The sequence below is a fragment of the Bacillus sp. REN3 genome (assembly GCF_017912555.1).
Lineage (GTDB): Bacteria > Bacillota > Bacilli > Bacillales > Cytobacillaceae > Mesobacillus.
Window position 1 is genome coordinate 30,462 of sequence record NZ_JAERSD010000026.1, and the last position, 17,083, is coordinate 47,544.

At 43.1% G+C, this 17,083-nt stretch carries 17 protein-coding genes; 5 read left to right on the forward strand and 12 right to left on the reverse strand.

Annotated elements, in window-relative coordinates; all coding sequences use genetic code 11:
* Nucleotides 1–75 precede the first annotated feature (75 nt).
* Nucleotides 76–516 (reverse strand): sporulation inhibitor of replication protein SirA, encoded by a 441-nt coding sequence (gene sirA, locus JJQ88_RS18035; RefSeq protein WP_210367435.1) that lies wholly within the window; start codon nt 514–516, stop codon nt 76–78.
* Between the two features lie 262 nt (nt 517–778).
* Between sirA and JJQ88_RS18040 the strand changes: the two genes are divergently transcribed.
* Nucleotides 779–1,414 (forward strand): FMN-dependent NADH-azoreductase, encoded by a 636-nt coding sequence (locus JJQ88_RS18040; protein WP_210367436.1) that lies wholly within the window; start codon nt 779–781, stop codon nt 1,412–1,414.
* A gap of 33 nt (nt 1,415–1,447) precedes the next feature.
* Here the strand turns inward: JJQ88_RS18040 and JJQ88_RS18045 are convergent, their stop codons facing one another.
* The 10 genes from JJQ88_RS18045 to JJQ88_RS18090 all read right to left on the reverse strand — a co-directional run bounded on the left by JJQ88_RS18045 (nt 1,448) and on the right by JJQ88_RS18090 (nt 11,613).
* Nucleotides 1,448–1,597 carry a hypothetical protein gene (locus tag JJQ88_RS18045; protein WP_210367437.1) on the reverse strand — a complete coding sequence of 50 codons (150 nt, stop codon included), beginning with the start codon at nt 1,595–1,597 and terminating at the stop codon, nt 1,448–1,450.
* A gap of 398 nt (nt 1,598–1,995) precedes the next feature.
* Nucleotides 1,996–3,369, reverse strand: a complete 1,374-nt coding sequence (locus tag JJQ88_RS18050) for a 2-oxo acid dehydrogenase subunit E2 (RefSeq protein WP_210367438.1) — start codon at nt 3,367–3,369, stop codon at nt 1,996–1,998.
* 91 nt (nt 3,370–3,460) lie between these two features.
* Nucleotides 3,461–4,477: an alpha-ketoacid dehydrogenase subunit beta gene (locus JJQ88_RS18055; protein ID WP_210367439.1), complete on the reverse strand. Its 1,017-nt coding sequence runs from the start codon at nt 4,475–4,477 to the stop codon at nt 3,461–3,463.
* A 25-nt stretch (nt 4,478–4,502) separates the two neighbouring features.
* Nucleotides 4,503–5,492, reverse strand: coding sequence for a thiamine pyrophosphate-dependent dehydrogenase E1 component subunit alpha (locus tag JJQ88_RS18060; protein WP_210367440.1), 990 nt, complete (start codon nt 5,490–5,492; stop codon nt 4,503–4,505).
* Nucleotides 5,493–5,642: 150 nt separating this feature from the next.
* Nucleotides 5,643–7,637 carry a sigma-54-dependent Fis family transcriptional regulator gene (locus tag JJQ88_RS18065; protein WP_349237158.1) on the reverse strand — a complete coding sequence of 665 codons (1,995 nt, stop codon included), beginning with the start codon at nt 7,635–7,637 and terminating at the stop codon, nt 5,643–5,645.
* 783 nt (nt 7,638–8,420) lie between these two features.
* Complete coding sequence (locus JJQ88_RS18070) at nt 8,421–8,627, reverse strand: hypothetical protein (protein WP_210367441.1); 207 nt, start codon at nt 8,625–8,627, stop codon at nt 8,421–8,423.
* Nucleotides 8,628–8,731: 104 nt separating this feature from the next.
* Nucleotides 8,732–8,986 (reverse strand): helix-turn-helix domain-containing protein, encoded by a 255-nt coding sequence (locus tag JJQ88_RS18075; protein WP_210367442.1) that lies wholly within the window; start codon nt 8,984–8,986, stop codon nt 8,732–8,734.
* Nucleotides 8,987–8,995: 9 nt separating this feature from the next.
* The gene (locus tag JJQ88_RS18080; RefSeq protein WP_210367443.1) at nt 8,996–9,472 is read right to left on the reverse strand and encodes a DUF2975 domain-containing protein; all 477 of its coding nucleotides are present in this window, start codon (nt 9,470–9,472) and stop codon (nt 8,996–8,998) included.
* A 633-nt stretch (nt 9,473–10,105) separates the two neighbouring features.
* Nucleotides 10,106–10,783 carry a lysozyme family protein gene (locus tag JJQ88_RS18085; protein WP_210367444.1) on the reverse strand — a complete coding sequence of 226 codons (678 nt, stop codon included), beginning with the start codon at nt 10,781–10,783 and terminating at the stop codon, nt 10,106–10,108.
* A gap of 83 nt (nt 10,784–10,866) precedes the next feature.
* Nucleotides 10,867–11,613: an SDR family NAD(P)-dependent oxidoreductase gene (locus JJQ88_RS18090; RefSeq protein ID WP_210367445.1), complete on the reverse strand. Its 747-nt coding sequence runs from the start codon at nt 11,611–11,613 to the stop codon at nt 10,867–10,869.
* Between the two features lie 285 nt (nt 11,614–11,898).
* Between JJQ88_RS18090 and JJQ88_RS18095 the strand changes: the two genes are divergently transcribed.
* From JJQ88_RS18095 to JJQ88_RS18110, 4 genes are all read left to right on the forward strand, one after another.
* The gene (locus tag JJQ88_RS18095; protein WP_210367446.1) at nt 11,899–12,594 is read left to right on the forward strand and encodes a response regulator transcription factor; all 696 of its coding nucleotides are present in this window, start codon (nt 11,899–11,901) and stop codon (nt 12,592–12,594) included.
* On the forward strand, nt 12,587–13,591 hold the full coding sequence (locus JJQ88_RS18100) for a sensor histidine kinase (protein WP_210367447.1): 1,005 nt from the start codon (nt 12,587–12,589) through the stop codon (nt 13,589–13,591). Before JJQ88_RS18095 ends, JJQ88_RS18100 begins: the two co-directional genes overlap by 8 nt.
* Nucleotides 13,592–13,689: 98 nt before the next feature.
* Nucleotides 13,690–14,451: an ABC transporter ATP-binding protein gene (locus JJQ88_RS18105; RefSeq protein ID WP_210367448.1), complete on the forward strand. Its 762-nt coding sequence runs from the start codon at nt 13,690–13,692 to the stop codon at nt 14,449–14,451.
* Nucleotides 14,441–16,378 (forward strand): ABC transporter permease, encoded by a 1,938-nt coding sequence (locus tag JJQ88_RS18110; protein WP_210367449.1) that lies wholly within the window; start codon nt 14,441–14,443, stop codon nt 16,376–16,378. Before JJQ88_RS18105 ends, JJQ88_RS18110 begins: the two co-directional genes overlap by 11 nt.
* Before the next feature lie 143 nt (nt 16,379–16,521).
* On the opposite strand, the gene JJQ88_RS18115 is transcribed toward JJQ88_RS18110, so the two are convergent.
* Complete coding sequence (locus JJQ88_RS18115; RefSeq protein ID WP_210367450.1) at nt 16,522–16,938, reverse strand: VOC family protein; 417 nt, start codon at nt 16,936–16,938, stop codon at nt 16,522–16,524.
* Nucleotides 16,939–17,083 lie beyond the last annotated feature (145 nt).

The following is a 17,083-nucleotide window of genomic DNA, read 5'->3' on the forward strand; positions in this document are numbered from 1 at the left end:
CTTCATGTTGTCTAACATACAGTGTACTAAACCAAAAGCTATTATACAATATTTGCTGGTTTTTTTCCTCTTATTTTAGATATATTTTCGCTCTTTGATAGGCTTGAGCCAGCCATACTTCATCGACTCAAGGTCGATTGCCAGGAATGACTTCTCACATTTCCGCAATATCTCGAAAAAAACTGTTTCAGTATCGATTGGTCCGTTCGAATCCAGCTTTAGCCACCGGTCAAAAACCTCAAGGGAAGCAGAGGATGAAGTGCTTTTATTTTCATAAAAATAAACGCCATTTTCCAGCTTGAAGCCTCTTGCTTTTGCGAGCCGCTGATGAAGAAGCTGGTGGATACGCAAGACGGGGATGGGCTTCGTAATAAAATCGACCTGCCTTGAAAGGATCGATTTAAATTCACCTTTCGCCTGGCTGCGTTCCAGAAATAATTGGTAAAACATCCGTTCTCTTCCGAAATAATGGGAAGCAAATTCTTCTTCTATTAAATATAGCTGATAAGACCTCATCCAATCCCCTCCCCTTCTAACAGGCTTTTTCTCTATTATAGGAAACCTATTCATTTTCGTTTGTCTAAAGTTGCCGCAAAAGTTCACTAATCTTGTCGAATTCAAAACTTTCTTACTTTTTATTATAAAATTTCCATTAATAGATGTCACGGATTAATAGATTTAGTTGAAGAGTTGATTAATTTTATGTAAAAGGGGCATACTTGACGATTTTAAGGGAATATTAGTGCTGTTGACTTTGATTGTGAAAGGATGAATATACTTGGCTACTGTTTTGTACATCACAGCAAATCCAAAACCTGTTGAAGAGTCCTTCAGCTTGTCTGTTGGAGAAGAATTTATCAGTGCATATCGCGAAAATCACCCAAATGATGAAGTCGTTCGGCTTGATCTCTATAAATCCGATATACCTTATATCGATACCGACGTTTTCAATGGCTGGGGCAAGCTGCAAAAAGGAACTGCCTTTGAGGAGTTAAGCGGTGAGGAAAAAAGGAAGGTCAGTGAAATCAATCAACTGACAGACCAATTTGTAGCGGCCGATAAATATGTATTCGCGACACCGATGTGGAATTTCAGTTTTCCTCCTGTGATGAAAGGCTATATTGACAATATTGCGATTGCTGGAAAGACATTCAAATATACCGAGGATGGACCCGTAGGATTGCTAGGCGGGAAAACAGCGCTTCATATCCAGGGACGCGGCGGTTATTATTCAGAAGGCCCAGCAAAAGGTATGGAATTCGGCGACAGCTACCTAAGAGCTGTCCTTGCTTTCATGGGAGTGACGGAAGTAGAAACAATCGCAGTTGAGGGGATGGCTGCAGAACCGGAGAAGGCACAGGAAATCAAACAAAAGGCAATCGATCAAGCAAAGAGATTGGCAAAGCAATTTTGAAACAAAAAGAGCCTGTTATTCAGGCTTTTTTTATTACTCTGTCACATTCATGGGAATTGCTTTTTGGTGATCATACGAATATCCCTTTCCATCTGTCTGTGGCTTTTCTACCGTTCCTTCCTGCTGAGCAGACCCTGTCATCCGCACTTCTTCCAAAGGGATATCTTTTCCATATTCGAACATCAGCACACCTCCTCTTCCTCATGCAGGCCTTTCTTTCTAAAATATTCCCCATAGGTCTATATTTATCCTATTTTTTTTGAGATGTTCAATTTGACAGATTCCCTGCTCCAGGCACTTTGTTTTTAGCGGCAACCCCTAGTCCGTACTCCCAGCATACTCAGAATGAGCTTCCTTTAATTCATCCACGTAAAAAAATTGCGTTCATTTCGCCCGGACTTAGAGAGGTTTAAACATCAAAAAAAGCAGGGTACCGCCTTTGATTACACAAGAATTGACTCCTAACAGGAAAAGCATCGGAACCAGCCCTTAAATGCAACACAGGGACATAAAAGACAAAAGGCAACCGATTCGATTGCCTTTTGCCGCTGGTTAAAACCTCTATGATATTGGTTTGTTCCCTATTGTAAATCAAGGATCAGAAGTTCAGGGTCCTGAAGCAGGGTTTTGATCTCGTTTAATGCTTTTTGGGCGATTACACCATCAATGATTCTGTGATCGTAACTTAAGGAAAGAGCCATCATTTTGCCTATCGTTATTTCACCTTTCTGGACAATCGGCTTTTCGACAATTTGACCGACCCCAAGAATCGCTGTTTCTGGATGGCGGATAATCGGTGTGAACCATTCCCCTTTTGCGGAGCCGATATTGGAAATCGTGCAGGTTCCATTCTCTATTTGACTTGGGGTTAATCGATTCTCACGGGCTGCTTTTGACAGAATCTCGATTTCCTTTGCGAGCTCAGGAATCGTTAATTGGTCTGCCTGTTTGATGACAGGAACGACGAGTCCATTATCCGTCTGGACGGCAAAGCCAATGTTGTAGAAATTTTTATAAAGGATTTCGTCTTTTTCTTCATCAATGGATGCATTCAGTTCTTTGAATTCCTTTAGTGCTGATACCAATGCTTTTATGATATACGGCATATAGGTAAGCTTGATTTGTTTAGCAGCCGCGAGTTCTTTGTATTTTTCACGATGGGTGACGAGATCCGTGACTTCCGCCTCGCCAAAGTGGGTCACATGCGGAATTGTCTGTTTGGAATGTGACATCGCTTTGGAAATTGCTTTCCGGATTCCTTTTAATTTTACACGTTCAATCGCTTCATCATGGACGTCAATTTGCGGCGATTCCGGCTGTCCTACGAGCTCCTTCTTCTCATCAGCGTACTTTCTGACATCTTCACGATGGATGCGGCCATTGACACCAGAGCGCTGGATTTCTTCAAGATTCACTCCTAGCTCTCTAGCAAGTTTCCTGACTGAAGGCGAAGCAATGATTCTTGGACCGGATTCAGCAGCAAGATCCTTTTCTCCGTGCTCCGCTGCTTTTTGGACATCCTCGATTGTTGGCTGGCCGTTCTTCCCCGTCCCTTTTACTTCGGCAAGGTCGACCCCCAACTCTTTTGCTAGTTTCCGGACTCTTGGAGAAGCTTTGACAAATTCCTTTTTCGCTGACGCTTCCTCTTCTGGCAAGGCTTCTGATGGCTGAGAGGCTGCCTCATCTGCAGGCGCCACTCCGGCTGTACCCTCTTCCTCAATTGTTCCAAGCACATCGCCTACATGTGCCACATCCCCTCTTGGAATGTGTATTTTCGTTAAGATCCCATCCGTCTCCGCGGCAATTTCGGTTACCGCTTTTTCTGTCTGGACTTCTACCAATGTCTCTCCTTTTTGAACAGGATCCCCTTCAGATTTATGCCAAAAAACAATCACACTTTCATCCTCGCTATCATTTATGCGCGGCAGCTTGACTTCCTTTACACTGTTTACCATGCTGATCCTCCTTTGACTGACATGAAGATAAAGCGGTTACCCATAATATGGAGGCAACCGCTGAATCATCGTTACACTTTTTATAAATCGCTTATTCCTCCATAAGCTTGATGACTTCATCGGCAATGGTCCGGGCATTCGGGATCACGAATTTTTCCATACCCCTGTTATATGGAATCGGAACATCCGGAATGGCGAGCCTGCGGACAGGTGCTTCAAGCTCATACAACGCTTCTTCAGCTACCACAGCGGAGATTTCTGAAGTCAGCCCGTAGGAACGATAGTCTTCATCTACGACGATAAGACGATGCGTTTTTCTGACAGACGAAAGAATTGTTTCTTTGTCAAGCGGTACGAGTGAGCGAATATCGATGACTTCTGCACTGATTCCCTGCTGTTCGAGGAGTTCGGCGGCCTCAACGGCATTGTGCATCATCATTTGGATTCCAACAATCGTCACATCCGTCCCTTCACGCACTACTTTCGCCTTGCCTAGAGGAACAGTATACGGCTCTTCAGGCACTTCCCCGACTGCGACATCCAATTGATCCATCCATCCAAGCCCCTGTAACGATTTATGGAACATGAAAACCACAGGATTATCATCCCGGATGGCAGAAGCCATCATGCCTTTCAAATCATAAGGGGTCGAAGGTGCTACGACTCTCATGCCTGGCAAATGGGCAAAAGTAGAGTAAAGAGTTTGCGAGTGTTGCGCTGCGTCGCTGTATCCGCCCCCTACCGCCGTCATCAGTACCATCGGGAGCTTCACTCCCCCTCCGGACATGTACGGGATTTTTGCCATGTGATTATAGATTTGGTCCATGCAAACCCCAAAAAAGTCGACAAACATCAACTCTGCGATCGGTCTCATACCTTCTGCAGCTGCTCCGATGGCTGCTCCAATGAAGGCGGTTTCAGAAATAGGGGTATCAAGCACCCGCTTATCGCCGAATTTTTCAAGCAAACCCTGGGTGGATCCAAATATCCCGCCATATGTTCCGACATCTTCACCTAAAACAAAAACACTCGGATCTCTTTCCATTTCCTGGGCGATCGCTTCTGCCATTGCTTTATTGCCAGTCAGCATTCGTTTCGTTGTCTTCATCGCTTTTCTCTCCTATCGTTCGAATTTAAAAAAATACACCATCTAAAGCGGATTCCGGCAGCGGATCAGCACTTTCCCTCGCAAAATGGTATGCGGCGTCAACTTCATCTATCGCGCGTTTCTCCAATTCCGCGATTTCCGATTCAGTTACTGTCCCTTCAGAAACCAGCTTTTCTTTTAACCTCTTAATCGGGTCTTTCTCACGCAGTCCGGCAACTTCGCCCTCCCCACGATATAGTTCAGGATCCCCCTGGAAATGTCCCAAGTATCGGTACGTTTCAATTTCGATGATCGAAGGTCCTTCCCCTTTCCTGGCTCTCTCAACCGCTTCTTTAGAAACTCGGTACATTTCAAGTGGATCATTATCCTTCACATAATAGCCAGCCGTATTGTCATAAGCAGCTGCACGTTTGTCATTGGAGCTGATTGCGGTTGAAGCTTCTTTTGGAACGGAAATTCCATAGGAGTTATTCTCTACGACGACAATCAACGGAAGTTTCCAAAGGGCCGCCAGGTTCAGTGATTCATGGAATGCCCCCGCATTTGCCGCACCTTCTCCAATGAAGGCGACAGCCACCCAGTCTTTTCCTTTCTGCTTGGCAGCCAAGGCAGCACCAACTGCTTGCGGAATGCCTGCTGCAACAATTCCACCGCATGAAAATTTCACATTAGGGTCAAACAAATGCATATGCCCGCCTTTGCCTTTCCCGAGTCCTGTTTCCTTACCGAATATCTCTGCGGTCATCCTGTTCAGATCAACACCTTTAGCGATCGCATGATGGTGGGGACGGTGAGGGGAAGAGACTGTATCTTCTTTTGTCAAATGCGCACAAATCCCGACTGCTGCGGGTTCCTGTCCAGTCGCTAGATGCATTTCACCCGGAACAGGTCCGGATCCGATATTAAAAACTGGTTTTTTTCCTTCAGCATACACCTCTGCCATGGTATCCTCGTAATACCGGGACTTGACCATTGTTTCGTACATCCAGAGCAATTTTTCCTTGGGAATTGACATGCTGAATCCTCCTTTGGCTTCATTTGTTCAATTTATATGATGCAAGTTCCATGCCAACCTAAAAGAGTTGATCCATCAACAAAAAAGTGTCCCGTTTTGGGACAAGTGTTGCGTTTTGTACGGGACACTGACACAAAATGGGACACTATTTTATTTTATATTGAATCGATCCATCCGGCGATATAGAGTGCTTCGTGATATTCCAAGCTTCTTCGCTGCCTTGCTGTAGTTGTAATTGCATTCTTCAATTGTGTACAGCAGCATCTTTTTCTGCATATCTTCCTTCTTGAAAGGGGAATGATGGGAAAAAGAAAAACCTGGATGCCCTCTTTTAATATCTTCTGGGAGGTCATCGATACGGAGAAAACCGTCTGAAGAATGATTGACCGACCGCTCGATTACGTTCTGAAGCTCACGGACGTTCCCAGGCCAGGAATAGTCTTGAATGGCCTTGATATAAGATGGGGAAATCGACAAATGTTTCCCAGGAAGCCGCTCATTGATTTCACTTATAAAATGGCTGGCGAGCAGCGGGATATCATCCCTGCGTTCACGCAAGCTTGGGATGGAAATCGGCAGGACATTCAAACGGAAATAGAGATCTTCCCGGAAACTTCCTTTTTGGACTTCTTCTTTCAAATTCTTGTTGGTCGCAGCAATGATTCTGACATCCACTGGAATCACCTTGTGTTCCCCAATCCGGACAATTTCTTTGTTTTGAATGACTCGTAAAAGCAGGACTTGCATATCCAGAGACATCTCGCCAATTTCATCCAAGAAAATCGTCCCACCGTCGGCAAGTTCAAATTTCCCCGAATATCCGCCTTTTCTTGCGCCAGTAAATGCCCCTTCGGCATAACCAAACAATTCACTGCCCAACAATTCCCTTGGGATAGCCCCGCAATTAATCGCGACAAATGGTTTCGCGAATCTGTCGCTAGCATTATGGATCGCCTGGGCGAACATGTCTTTACCTGTTCCGCTTTCGCCCAAAAGCAATACGTTGGAAAGGGAGGCAGACGCAGACTCCGCCTCTTTGATCCTTTTTAAGAAGGCTGTATTCTTTCCGATGATATCATCAAATGTAATCTTTGCCCGATTCCCAGTCACCTGGTTCACCAATTGCCGGACTTCCCGAATTTCCTGGATTGTCAGTAACGAGCCGATGCGGATATATTCCTGGTAAACCGGCTTGATATTCAGGAGCACATGCTTCCCATCTGGAAGCCCTTTCACTTTCAAGCGAATATCTTTATCGCGGACCACTCCCTGAGTACGGATATCTCTTAGGAAGAAAGAGTTTGTGAAAATTTCTTCCAGACTCCTATCCAGGAGTTCGTCTTCATTCATTTGTATCATTGTTTTTAAGGTTTGGTTTGCTTGAATGATTTTTCCTTGCTGGTTCACAAGCAGGATTCCCGAAGTCAATGTATCGATTGTTGCTTCAAGATAGCTCTTCATTAGTTCATTTTTTCTTGTTTTTTCCTGGAGCTTAAGGAGATTTTCCACCGCCTTGGCAGCCGATACGACCATACCCAGAGTATGGGGATGGACCTTTTCGAATGGACCTGACATATTCAGCACGCCAATCAATTTTCCATTCGGCCCAAAAATCGGAGCGGCTGAACAAGTCCAGCGCTGGCAAAGCTGGCTGTAATGTTCATGGGCATAAACCTGCAAAGGATGTCCTTCTATAATGCTTGTTCCGATGGCGTTCGTGCCCATCGCTTCCTCGCTCCAATCTGCCCCTTCTTGAAACCGGATCAACTTTGCCTCTTCCAGGGTGGTTTCGTCCCCAATCATTTCCAGCAATAACCCGTTTTCATCACAAAGGATGACAGTAAATCCTGAATCTTCCACAAGATGGTAAAGATTTTTCATCAGCGGAAGGGAGGTTTCAATTAAAGCGCTGTTTTTTTTGATGCTTTCCTCCCACTTATCCAAGTCGATTTGCCCTGCTTTTTGATAAGGATCCACCTTGTTCTGCATTGAACGGATCCAGGAATTCTGGATTAATTTATCAAGGCGTGAATCGATTGTTCCTGTTTCAATGAATATCTCCCACATGCTCGCCAACTCTTCTTTCACCTTCAACCCGCTCACCCCAATGACCGAATTTTTCAGCATCTTCTTTAAGCTTACCACTAAAATGTACCTAGTTTGTTAAGAATAAAGCACATTTACCGCAATGATTGCTACTTAGTCCCTTTTTTGTTTGAATATTCTGTTTTTTAAAACTGGGTTAAGTGGTTCTTTTTGCGTTGGCAGACTAGCAGACTGTCTGATTCTAATTATATCACTATTCCCCCTTGTCGAAGTAGATTGCAGCCTTCTTTCTGATTCGATTGATTGGCCAAAAAAGCTGGACCTCGGCGATGTTTCATTTTCGGGTATTCGGATTTTATGAAGGAAGATCCATCACCATATTTGCCTGTTATGTAGGAGTCTGTTATTTCATGCCAATTGAAAGTGTATAACACAGCTTACTGGAAGTACTTGGATTAAACCGTGGTTACCGTTTCTTTTTAACGTTCTCATTGAATAGTATCTTGGCACATAACGTTTCATATGAGTAACCTCTAGCGTTCTTTCGAAATCCCTAATAATAGGAAATGGAGTAGTGCAAAAAAATTCATTTGTGAACTTTGCTTATCTAATGCGCAAATAACATAAATGGAATGATTCACTACCTAAACCAGGCTTTAAACATTACTCTCAAACCCAAGCTCACTCTATTCTTTTCAAATTTACTTCCTTTATTGAATCACCAATAATTTCAAAGAAGTATTCCTTGTTTGTTGTTAATTCAAGTGCGATTTTTTTCAATGGTATTCTATTTTCTTCTTCACCTATTAATATAAATTCAAATGATGCTTCACCCTCTAGGTCTAAATCTTGTTGGTCAATATATTCTTTTCTAAGCGTTTCTCATTTTTGTATTTTGGAACCATCAGCATTTCTTATACCACTTGTGGTGTTATCGGTGCTGATTTCTATCGTGTGAAAATCAAAATTAGCATAGTTTTTTATACTTAAAATCATGTTGTTCTCATTTGGCTGCACAGGATTACCCGTACAAGAAGATAAAAATATAACTATCACAAATGAAATGGATAAAAGTACTAATCTCTTCATACAATCACCCCCTTCGCCCTTGATAAACACCCCACAAACCATTGGCGTGTTTGTCAAGAGCGATTGCGGCAGCATTTTTACAAGCTCAGTGAAGAAATCATCCCTTAGAATTGATTTTTCACAGAACTTTTGACACTACCTTCTTGAGTATCCCTGTCACTCTGATATTCAAGAATATCCCCAGGTTGACAATCCAAAGCCTTGCAAATAGCTTCTAAAGTTGATAATCGAATCGCTTTTGCTTTCCCATTTTTCAAAATTGAAAGGTTTGCCATAGTGATTCCAACTCTTTCGGATAGTTCTGTTACACTCATTTTTCTTTTCGCTAACATCACATCAATGTTGATTATAATTGCCATGTTTTCACCTCAGACCGTTAAATCATTTTCCGATTTTATATCTAAAGCATTTTGTAATAATTTCTGAAGAACCGCAGTAAAAACTGAAATAACAACAGAAGCTAAAATAATTAAAAATCCGATAATTGCTATTCCTGGATGCAAAGCGTTTTGTGATATAAGAAAGATCATCCCTATCGCATATAAGATACTGATTGTAACCGAACAATATTTTATAGATTTTAACGCCTTTACAGACACTCCCGAGAAAGCCTTGTTATGATCAATACAATTTAAAAGTTTTAAAGCCTGATATAGAGCAATAAAAAACGGAATAGCTGTTCCATACAATCCAATTAAAACAGGATATTGCAAATAAGCAAACTCTGGATACATTTCTGCTGTATCATTCGCTAACCATGGCAGCCAAAATATACACAAAGTAAGTACTGTAATTCCAATAAGAAAAACAGCTGCCTTTAAAAAAAGTGTTGTTCCACGTTCCATAAAAAGCACCTCTCATAATTATCGTTATTATCAACCTAGCACATTATTTATCGAATTACAATAAATTATTGTTGTTTCTTAATATCCTGTTGTTTTACTAATTGATAGGCTCTGTTAAACCTGGGTGTTGATTTACACTCCAGGGACATGCTTTCCGCGGGGCGTCAGTGGAGCTGGTCAAGCTTCAGCGCTGACCAAAGCGCTTCAGCTTCCCTATCTCCTCGGCGCTAAGGGCGCCAGCGGGGTCTCCACCTTGCCGCTGCATCCCGCAGGACACTGAAAGGCTCCGGCGAATTCGCCCACGCACGAAGGAAATGCATTAGCATTTTTGAGGAGTCAGTCCCTTTCGTTCCAATCAACTCTTTAAAAAACAACATCTTTAACAAAGCCAATTGATAAAAAAAAGCATCTCTCGTTAAACGGAGATACTTCAAATAATTAGTTGTTGTTACATAGCGGTAATCGTTTAGCTCCATCTGTGAGAAAAAACAGCCCCTGCAGCAGCAGGAACTGGTTGTTGCTCACCACCAAACTAAAAGGTGTTTCCCTTTCATAACTGAAGATCCAGTCTGCATTCCATCGAACCAACCGCAATCCCACCGCACTGACTGCTCGCTGTAAAGTACATCCGACCTAAAACGCTGCCTTCGCCGCCAATTCATCTGGTTTTTCAACGGTGATGGTCTCAATATGCTTTGCCACTTTCGTACTGTAGCTGAAATCCCCATAACAGTATGGATAGCGGAAATTGTTTTTATCTCCGCCGCAATTGTATTTTTGTGGGTTTTTCTCCACCTGGATCATCGAATATTTCTTGGCCAGCTCCTCGCTGTGCCTTTTGCCATTCTCCGCAACAAAATCTATGTAGCCGATCCCCATGTTATAAGCTTGGATGACGGCAGCAAAATCGACCTGCTTTTGCTCACCATATGCCGCAGCTTTTGAAAAATAACTGACTCCTTGACTGATGCTTTGCCTCGGATCTGTAATGGTGTTTGGCGGAAGGCCTAGAGATTCTGACGCCTGCATCGGGTCTCCGCCCATTCCTTTGCTTTCCTGCATCATCAAGGCTGCCACTGTGACTGTATGTTCTTCCAAATTCACCTTTTCCAATTCTTCATGGATCACCGGACCATATTTTGCGACCTCTTCAATCGAATTGTCCTCGACAATCTTCAATTCGTTGAATTTTTCATTAAACATCCCTAAGAACCTATCAAACATAAAAAATCCCATAAATAGGATGAATAAGAGCATGACAATATTGAAATTCCGCTGAACCTGTTTTTTACTGGATTTCTTCCGTTTCATCGTGACTCTCCTGGCATTGTCTTTATGTCTATATTATAATCGCGGCAGGAAAAACATCAAGGAAACCACCTATAGACTGGTTTTTATTCCTCATAAATCATTTTCCGTGTCATGCCGCCATCAATGATCAGATTCTGCCCATTCACGAAGTCATTTCCAGGCTCCGCGAGATAAAGGCATGCACTCGCAATATCCTCAGGTTTCCCCACTCTTCCCGACCAGTGCTGAAGATGATCCTTTTCCCTCAAACTTCCATAGTCCTCATTCTCGATCCAGCCGGGACTGATGCAATTCACGGTAATTCCTTTCGATTGAAGTGACGCTGCCAACGCATGGGTAAGAGCGACTATGCCTCCTTTGGACGAAGCATAAGCCTCAGAGCCAGGCTCTGACATGATCGCCCGGGTCGAGGCAATATTGATGATCCGGCCTCCCTTTCCCATCATTTTCCCGGCTTCGCGGGATCCGATGAAAGCACTCCGCAGATTCGTGAAAATAACATCCTCCCATTCTTCTGTAGTCAATTCGAATAACGGTTTAAACCTGGAAACACCCGCATTATTGACGAGAACATCAATCTTTCCGAACCGATCGACCGCATTTCTGATCAGGCTGGACAAGTCCTCCTCCTTACGGACATCGATCTTCCAAAAAGCTGCTGTTCCCCCTCCGTCCTCTATCGATTCCTTTAGTTTTTTTCCCTTTTCCCCATCCAGGTCTGCGATGCAGACAGTCGCTCCTTCCCTGCCAAAAGCCATTGCGATCCCTGCTCCGATCCCTTTGGCCGCACCTGTGACAATGACTGTTTTGCCTGTGAATTTTTGTTCCATCTTATACATCTCCCCTTTTAAAATTCTTTTCATTTCTGCCCTTTTGTATAAGCCACAAAATTGTTTCAAGCTCTTTTTAGTTTAAACTATTGAATAGAAAGAGGGTTAAATACTCCTTTCCCCTTTGTCAGGCGAAGTGAAGAAAGCAGCACGATGTTGTGCTGCTTTATAACAAAGCCAGATGGGGGAGGCGGTTCGCTCATACCCTTAAAATTCTCACATGTAGCGGATTGTATATTTTTCCTTTAAAATTGATTCAAGTAATGAAAATAAGTGGTGATGCATGTGTTCAAAATTCTGCTGATCGAGGATGACGCTACTTTGTACAATGAAATAAAGGAACGGTTGGCCCAATGGTCGTATTCTGTCTATGGAATAGCGGACTTCAATCGCGTTATGGAGGATTTCTCGATGATCGAGCCAGACCTTGTCATCATTGATATCCAGCTTCCAAAGTTTGACGGTTTCCACTGGTGCCGGATGATCCGCAGTCACTCTAATATCCCGATTGTCTTCCTCTCATCAAGGGATCACCCAATGGATATGGTGATGGCGATGCAACTGGGAGCGGATGATTTCATTCAAAAACCGTTCCATTTCGAAGTACTGATTGCGAAGATCCAAGCGATCCTTCGAAGGGTCTACAATTATAGTGCTGCAGCCAGTAAGTTAAAAACATGGTGTGGTGCCACTATCGATTTTGATAAAAATACCGTAAGCAATGAATTGGGGACAATTGAGCTGACCAAAAATGAAGTCTTTATCCTTAAGCTCCTGATTGAGCGGAAAAATCAAATCGTCAGCCGTGAAGATATCATCGAAAGCTTATGGGATGATAAGCGTTTCATCAGCGATAACACCCTGACGGTCAATGTGAACCGGTTGCGGAAGAAGCTTGATGAAATTGGACTTGGCAGCATGATCGAAACGAAGGTCGGGCAAGGCTATCAGGCGATCGAAGAGGATCGGCCATATGCTTAAACTGTATCTAAAGGAAAGATTAAGCTGGATTCTCCTGACCTTCTGCCTGCAGATGCTGCTTGTGCTCATCGCTTACTTGGACCCGGCGATTTCCATTGCTTCGACTCTTTATTATGTATTTCTTTCGACAATCGTCACGGTCATTTTCCTGTTTGTACGATACCGGAAAGAAACAAGGTTTTACCAGCAGCTAATTGAACAGGCCGAAATCATGAACTATTCAAATATACCGGCATTTGAGAGTCCGCTTGAAAAAATAACAGCAAAAACGCTTATTCACCAACTGGACAGCTTGAATCAACAGGCAGCCCGCAACCAACTTGAGCTCGAGCAGGAAAAAGATGATCATTTATCCTGGATCCATGAGGTAAAGACACCCTTGACGGCCATTCGGTTGATGATTGACCGGATTGAAGACCCAGCGTTGAAGAAAAACATGACTTTCGAATGGCTTAGAATCCATCTCCTGCTCGACCAGCAGCTCCATCAAAAACGGATTCCTTTCATGGAAAACGACTTGTATATTGAAACGGCCGATTTAGAGGCTCTGATTTTCGGTGAATTGAAGACATTGCAGTCGTGGTGCATCCAGAAAGGAATAGGCTTTGAAATCGACCTCCGGGAATCCGAAGTCATGACAGATGCAAAGTGGCTTGGATTTATCCTTAGGCAGTTACTGACGAATGCCGTAAAATACAGCGATTCATCTGATATTTATATCAGGAGTTTTAATAGGGATGGACACCTTATTCTGGAAATAGAAGACTTCGGGAGAGGGATCGACCCAAGGGATATGCCGCGGATATTTGAAAAGGGATTTACCTCAACAGTCAACCATCAGGATAAATCATCCACTGGGATGGGATTGTTTTTGGCACAGAAAGCAGCCTCTACGCTAAAAATAGATATACAGGCATCATCCAGGCTTGGGTCGGGTACAACCTTCACTCTTACCTTCCCGGCCAGCAATGAATTCACAAGGATCATGGGCATGTGACAATAATGTCACATGCCTCTGTCATTTGTTCGCTGAATCGAAGGATTGTTCTGGAACCTGATTTTATAATAGAGGTATCAAAGAAAGGAAGTGCCGGAATGGTTATCTTGGAAGCTAACAAACTTCATAAATCGTATGGAAATAAGTTCAATAGGCAAGAGGTTTTAAAAGGAATCGACCTTAAGATCAGCAAAGGTGATTTCGTCAGTATCATGGGAGCCTCCGGATCGGGCAAAACTACCCTCCTCAATGTATTATCCTCTATTGACCACGTCAGCAGCGGAATCATCAAGATTGAAGGCAACGAAATTACAAGGTTAAAGGAGAAAAAACTGGCTGAATTCAGGAAGCATCATCTAGGTTTCATTTTCCAGGAATATAACCTCCTTGATACCTTGACTGTGAAAGAAAATATCCTATTGCCGCTGTCAGTCACAAAAACACCAAAAAAGGAAGCAGACCAGAAATTCGAGACTGTCGCAACTGAACTTGGGATTTTTGACATCAAGGATAAATATCCAAATGAAATATCCGGCGGCCAAAAGCAGCGGACCTCCGCAGCGAGAGCCTTCATCCATGAACCAAGCATTATTTTTGCAGATGAACCGACCGGTGCGCTTGATTCCAAGTCTGCTTCGGATCTCCTGAACAAACTGAGCGAACTGAACCAGAGAAGAACGGCAACGATCGTGATGGTCACCCACGATCCAGTGGCCGCCAGTTACTGCAGCCGTGTCATTTTCATAAAAGACGGACAGATTTATACAGAGCTGAACAAAGGGGGGCAAGGCCGACAAGCTTTCTTCAAAGACATCATGAAAACCCAGGCTTTGCTAGGCGGTGTCCAGAATGAGCATTAATAGATTGATGATCCGTAATCTGAAGAAAAACCTGAAAAACTATTACTTATACGTTTTTGCCCTTATTTTCAGCGTCGCACTTTATTTTGCTTTCGTTACCCTGCAATTTGACCCTGCGCTTGATGAAACGAAAGGATCCATAAAAGGCGCAGCATCAATCAAAGCAGCATCCGTCTTACTGGTCGCGATCATCTCGATTTTCCTGGTATACGCAAATAATATTTTCATTAAAAGGCGGAGCAAAGAAATCGGCTTGTACCAGCTCGTAGGGATGACAAAGAATAAGATTTTCGGGATTCTGAGTGCCGAAAACGCCCTGCTATATTTTAGCTCGATGTTTATCGGCATTTTTCTCGGTTTTTCCGTTTCGAAATTGATCATCATGATTCTTTTTAAAATCACTGGTGTAGAAGGAATCGCCTCCCTACATTTTTCAGTGGCAGCATCCATCCAGACACTCGCTGTTTTTATAGCTATATACTTTTTGATCATGCTGATGAACTATATCTTCATCAAAAGGCAAAGCATTCTGTCACTTTTTCGTGCTGTTTCTGTCGCAGAAGCTAAAGTGAAAAAAGTCTCCTATCGGGAGATGCTGATTGGAACCATTGGAATCATTTTGATAGCTTCCGGCTATTTTGTATCGTCGAAGCTATTTGATGGTGATTTCACTACTGTCAATAAACTATTCATGGCGATGGTTTTCATTTTGGGATCCGTTATTGTTGGTACGTACTTTTTTTACAAAGGATCCGTTAGCTTTCTTGCTAACATTGCAAGGAAAAAGAAAGACGGCTACTTAAATATCAATGAGGTTTTGTCACTGTCTTCGATTATGTTCAAGATGAAATCGAATTCCTTGCTGCTGACGATTATCACAACGGTTTCTGCGTTAGCGATCGGCTTATTATCTTTAACGTATATTTCCTATTATTCAGCGGAAAAAATGGCAATAAACAATGTTCCTGCCCACTTCACCTTCGTCAATCCAGAAGCGGCTGATACTTTCAAAGAGTCGCTCAAGAAAGAGAACATCCCATTTAGGGAAACGAAAATTGAAGTACTCCAGGTAATCGTGAATGCTGAGGAAATCATTGGACTTAAAATCGAGAACTTTACCCAGGATCCACACTCCATGAGCTTGTCAGTTATAGGTGAAGGAGCTGTCAATGCCAAAGTAGAAAAGGATGAGACCTTCTTCACTGGATGGAGTGACATCAATCAAAACTTTTTATCGATGAAAGATTCCGGAAATATTGAACTAATCGGAAAAAATAACAGCATTCCCCTGAGATACACGGGAATGGAGAGGGAATATCCCGTATCGCGCTATTTTGGCGGATCTCCTGTAGCCGTTGTCGATGACAAAGTATTCAAATGGCTGAAGGAAAACCTGGACCCCGAGCTGCAAAAGCCATCGTCATTATATATTGGGATCGATATCAAGAATGAGGATCATGTAGTAAAAGCAGATAGAGCTTTTGATGCATTGCAGCTTGCAAAAACCGAAGGAAGTGAATCAAGGTTCGATTTGGTCCAGCAGCAAAAAGCGCAAATGGGATTAATCATGTTCGTGGTCGGTTTCCTGGGGTTGAGCTTCCTTATCACATCTGGCTGCATTCTATACTTCAAGCAAATGGATCAAAGTGAGGATGAGAAACCAGATTACACGATTCTCCGGAAGCTGGGATTCACCCAAGGTGATTTATTAAGAGGCATCCAGGCAAAACAAGGATTCAACTTCGGTATTCCACTGTTGATTGGGTTGCTGCATAGCTATTTTGCTGTAAAATCAGGCTGGTTCTTTTTTGGGACAGAGCTTTGGATGCCAATGTTCCTGGTAATGGTCCTGTATACAGCCCTCTATTCCGTCTTTGGAATCCTGTCAGTACTGTATGCGAAACAGGTCATAAAAAATGCCCTTTAATCAGGGAAGCAATATCCTGTCAGCGATGAATGGAAATCAAACTTGCTGAAAGGTTACGCTATGAAATTATTATCCGGAGAACATCCAAAGGTGAAATCCTAGAAAAAGATGGCGAGGCTGCAGCCTCGCCATCTTTTTTGGTTCTATTTTGCAGACACATGCCAGGCTACACCAAATCGATCGGTCACTAGTCCGTACAGAGGACTCCAGAATGTTTGTTGAAGAGGCATTCCCACTTTTCCGCCCGCTTCAAGCTTGCCAAATACTTTCCTGGCATCCTCAACGGTTTCCACAATGATCGCGACACTCACCTGGTCCCCAAGTTGATAAGGCATTCCAGGGTACGTATCGGATAACATCAAATCTGTATTGCCGACTTTCAAATGGGCATTGAGTACCAGTTCCTTTGCTTCCGGGGGCGTAGGATGCTCAGGGTTATCAGGCAAATCTCCGAAAGTCTGGACATTCAAAACCTCAGCACCCAGGGCGTCCTCATAAAACTTGACTGCTTCCTGGCCATTTCCGTTTGTTACTAAATAAGGATAGATTGTCGCTATCATTGCAACACCCCTATACAAGAATATATGTTCGGTTCTAAGATAACATTGACGCTTCCGATTTGCAAGTAAAATTTAAAATTTTCAATATATTTTTCGCTTCTATAATTTTAAATCGCTTCACAGAGCATACTTTCTTTTGACACAG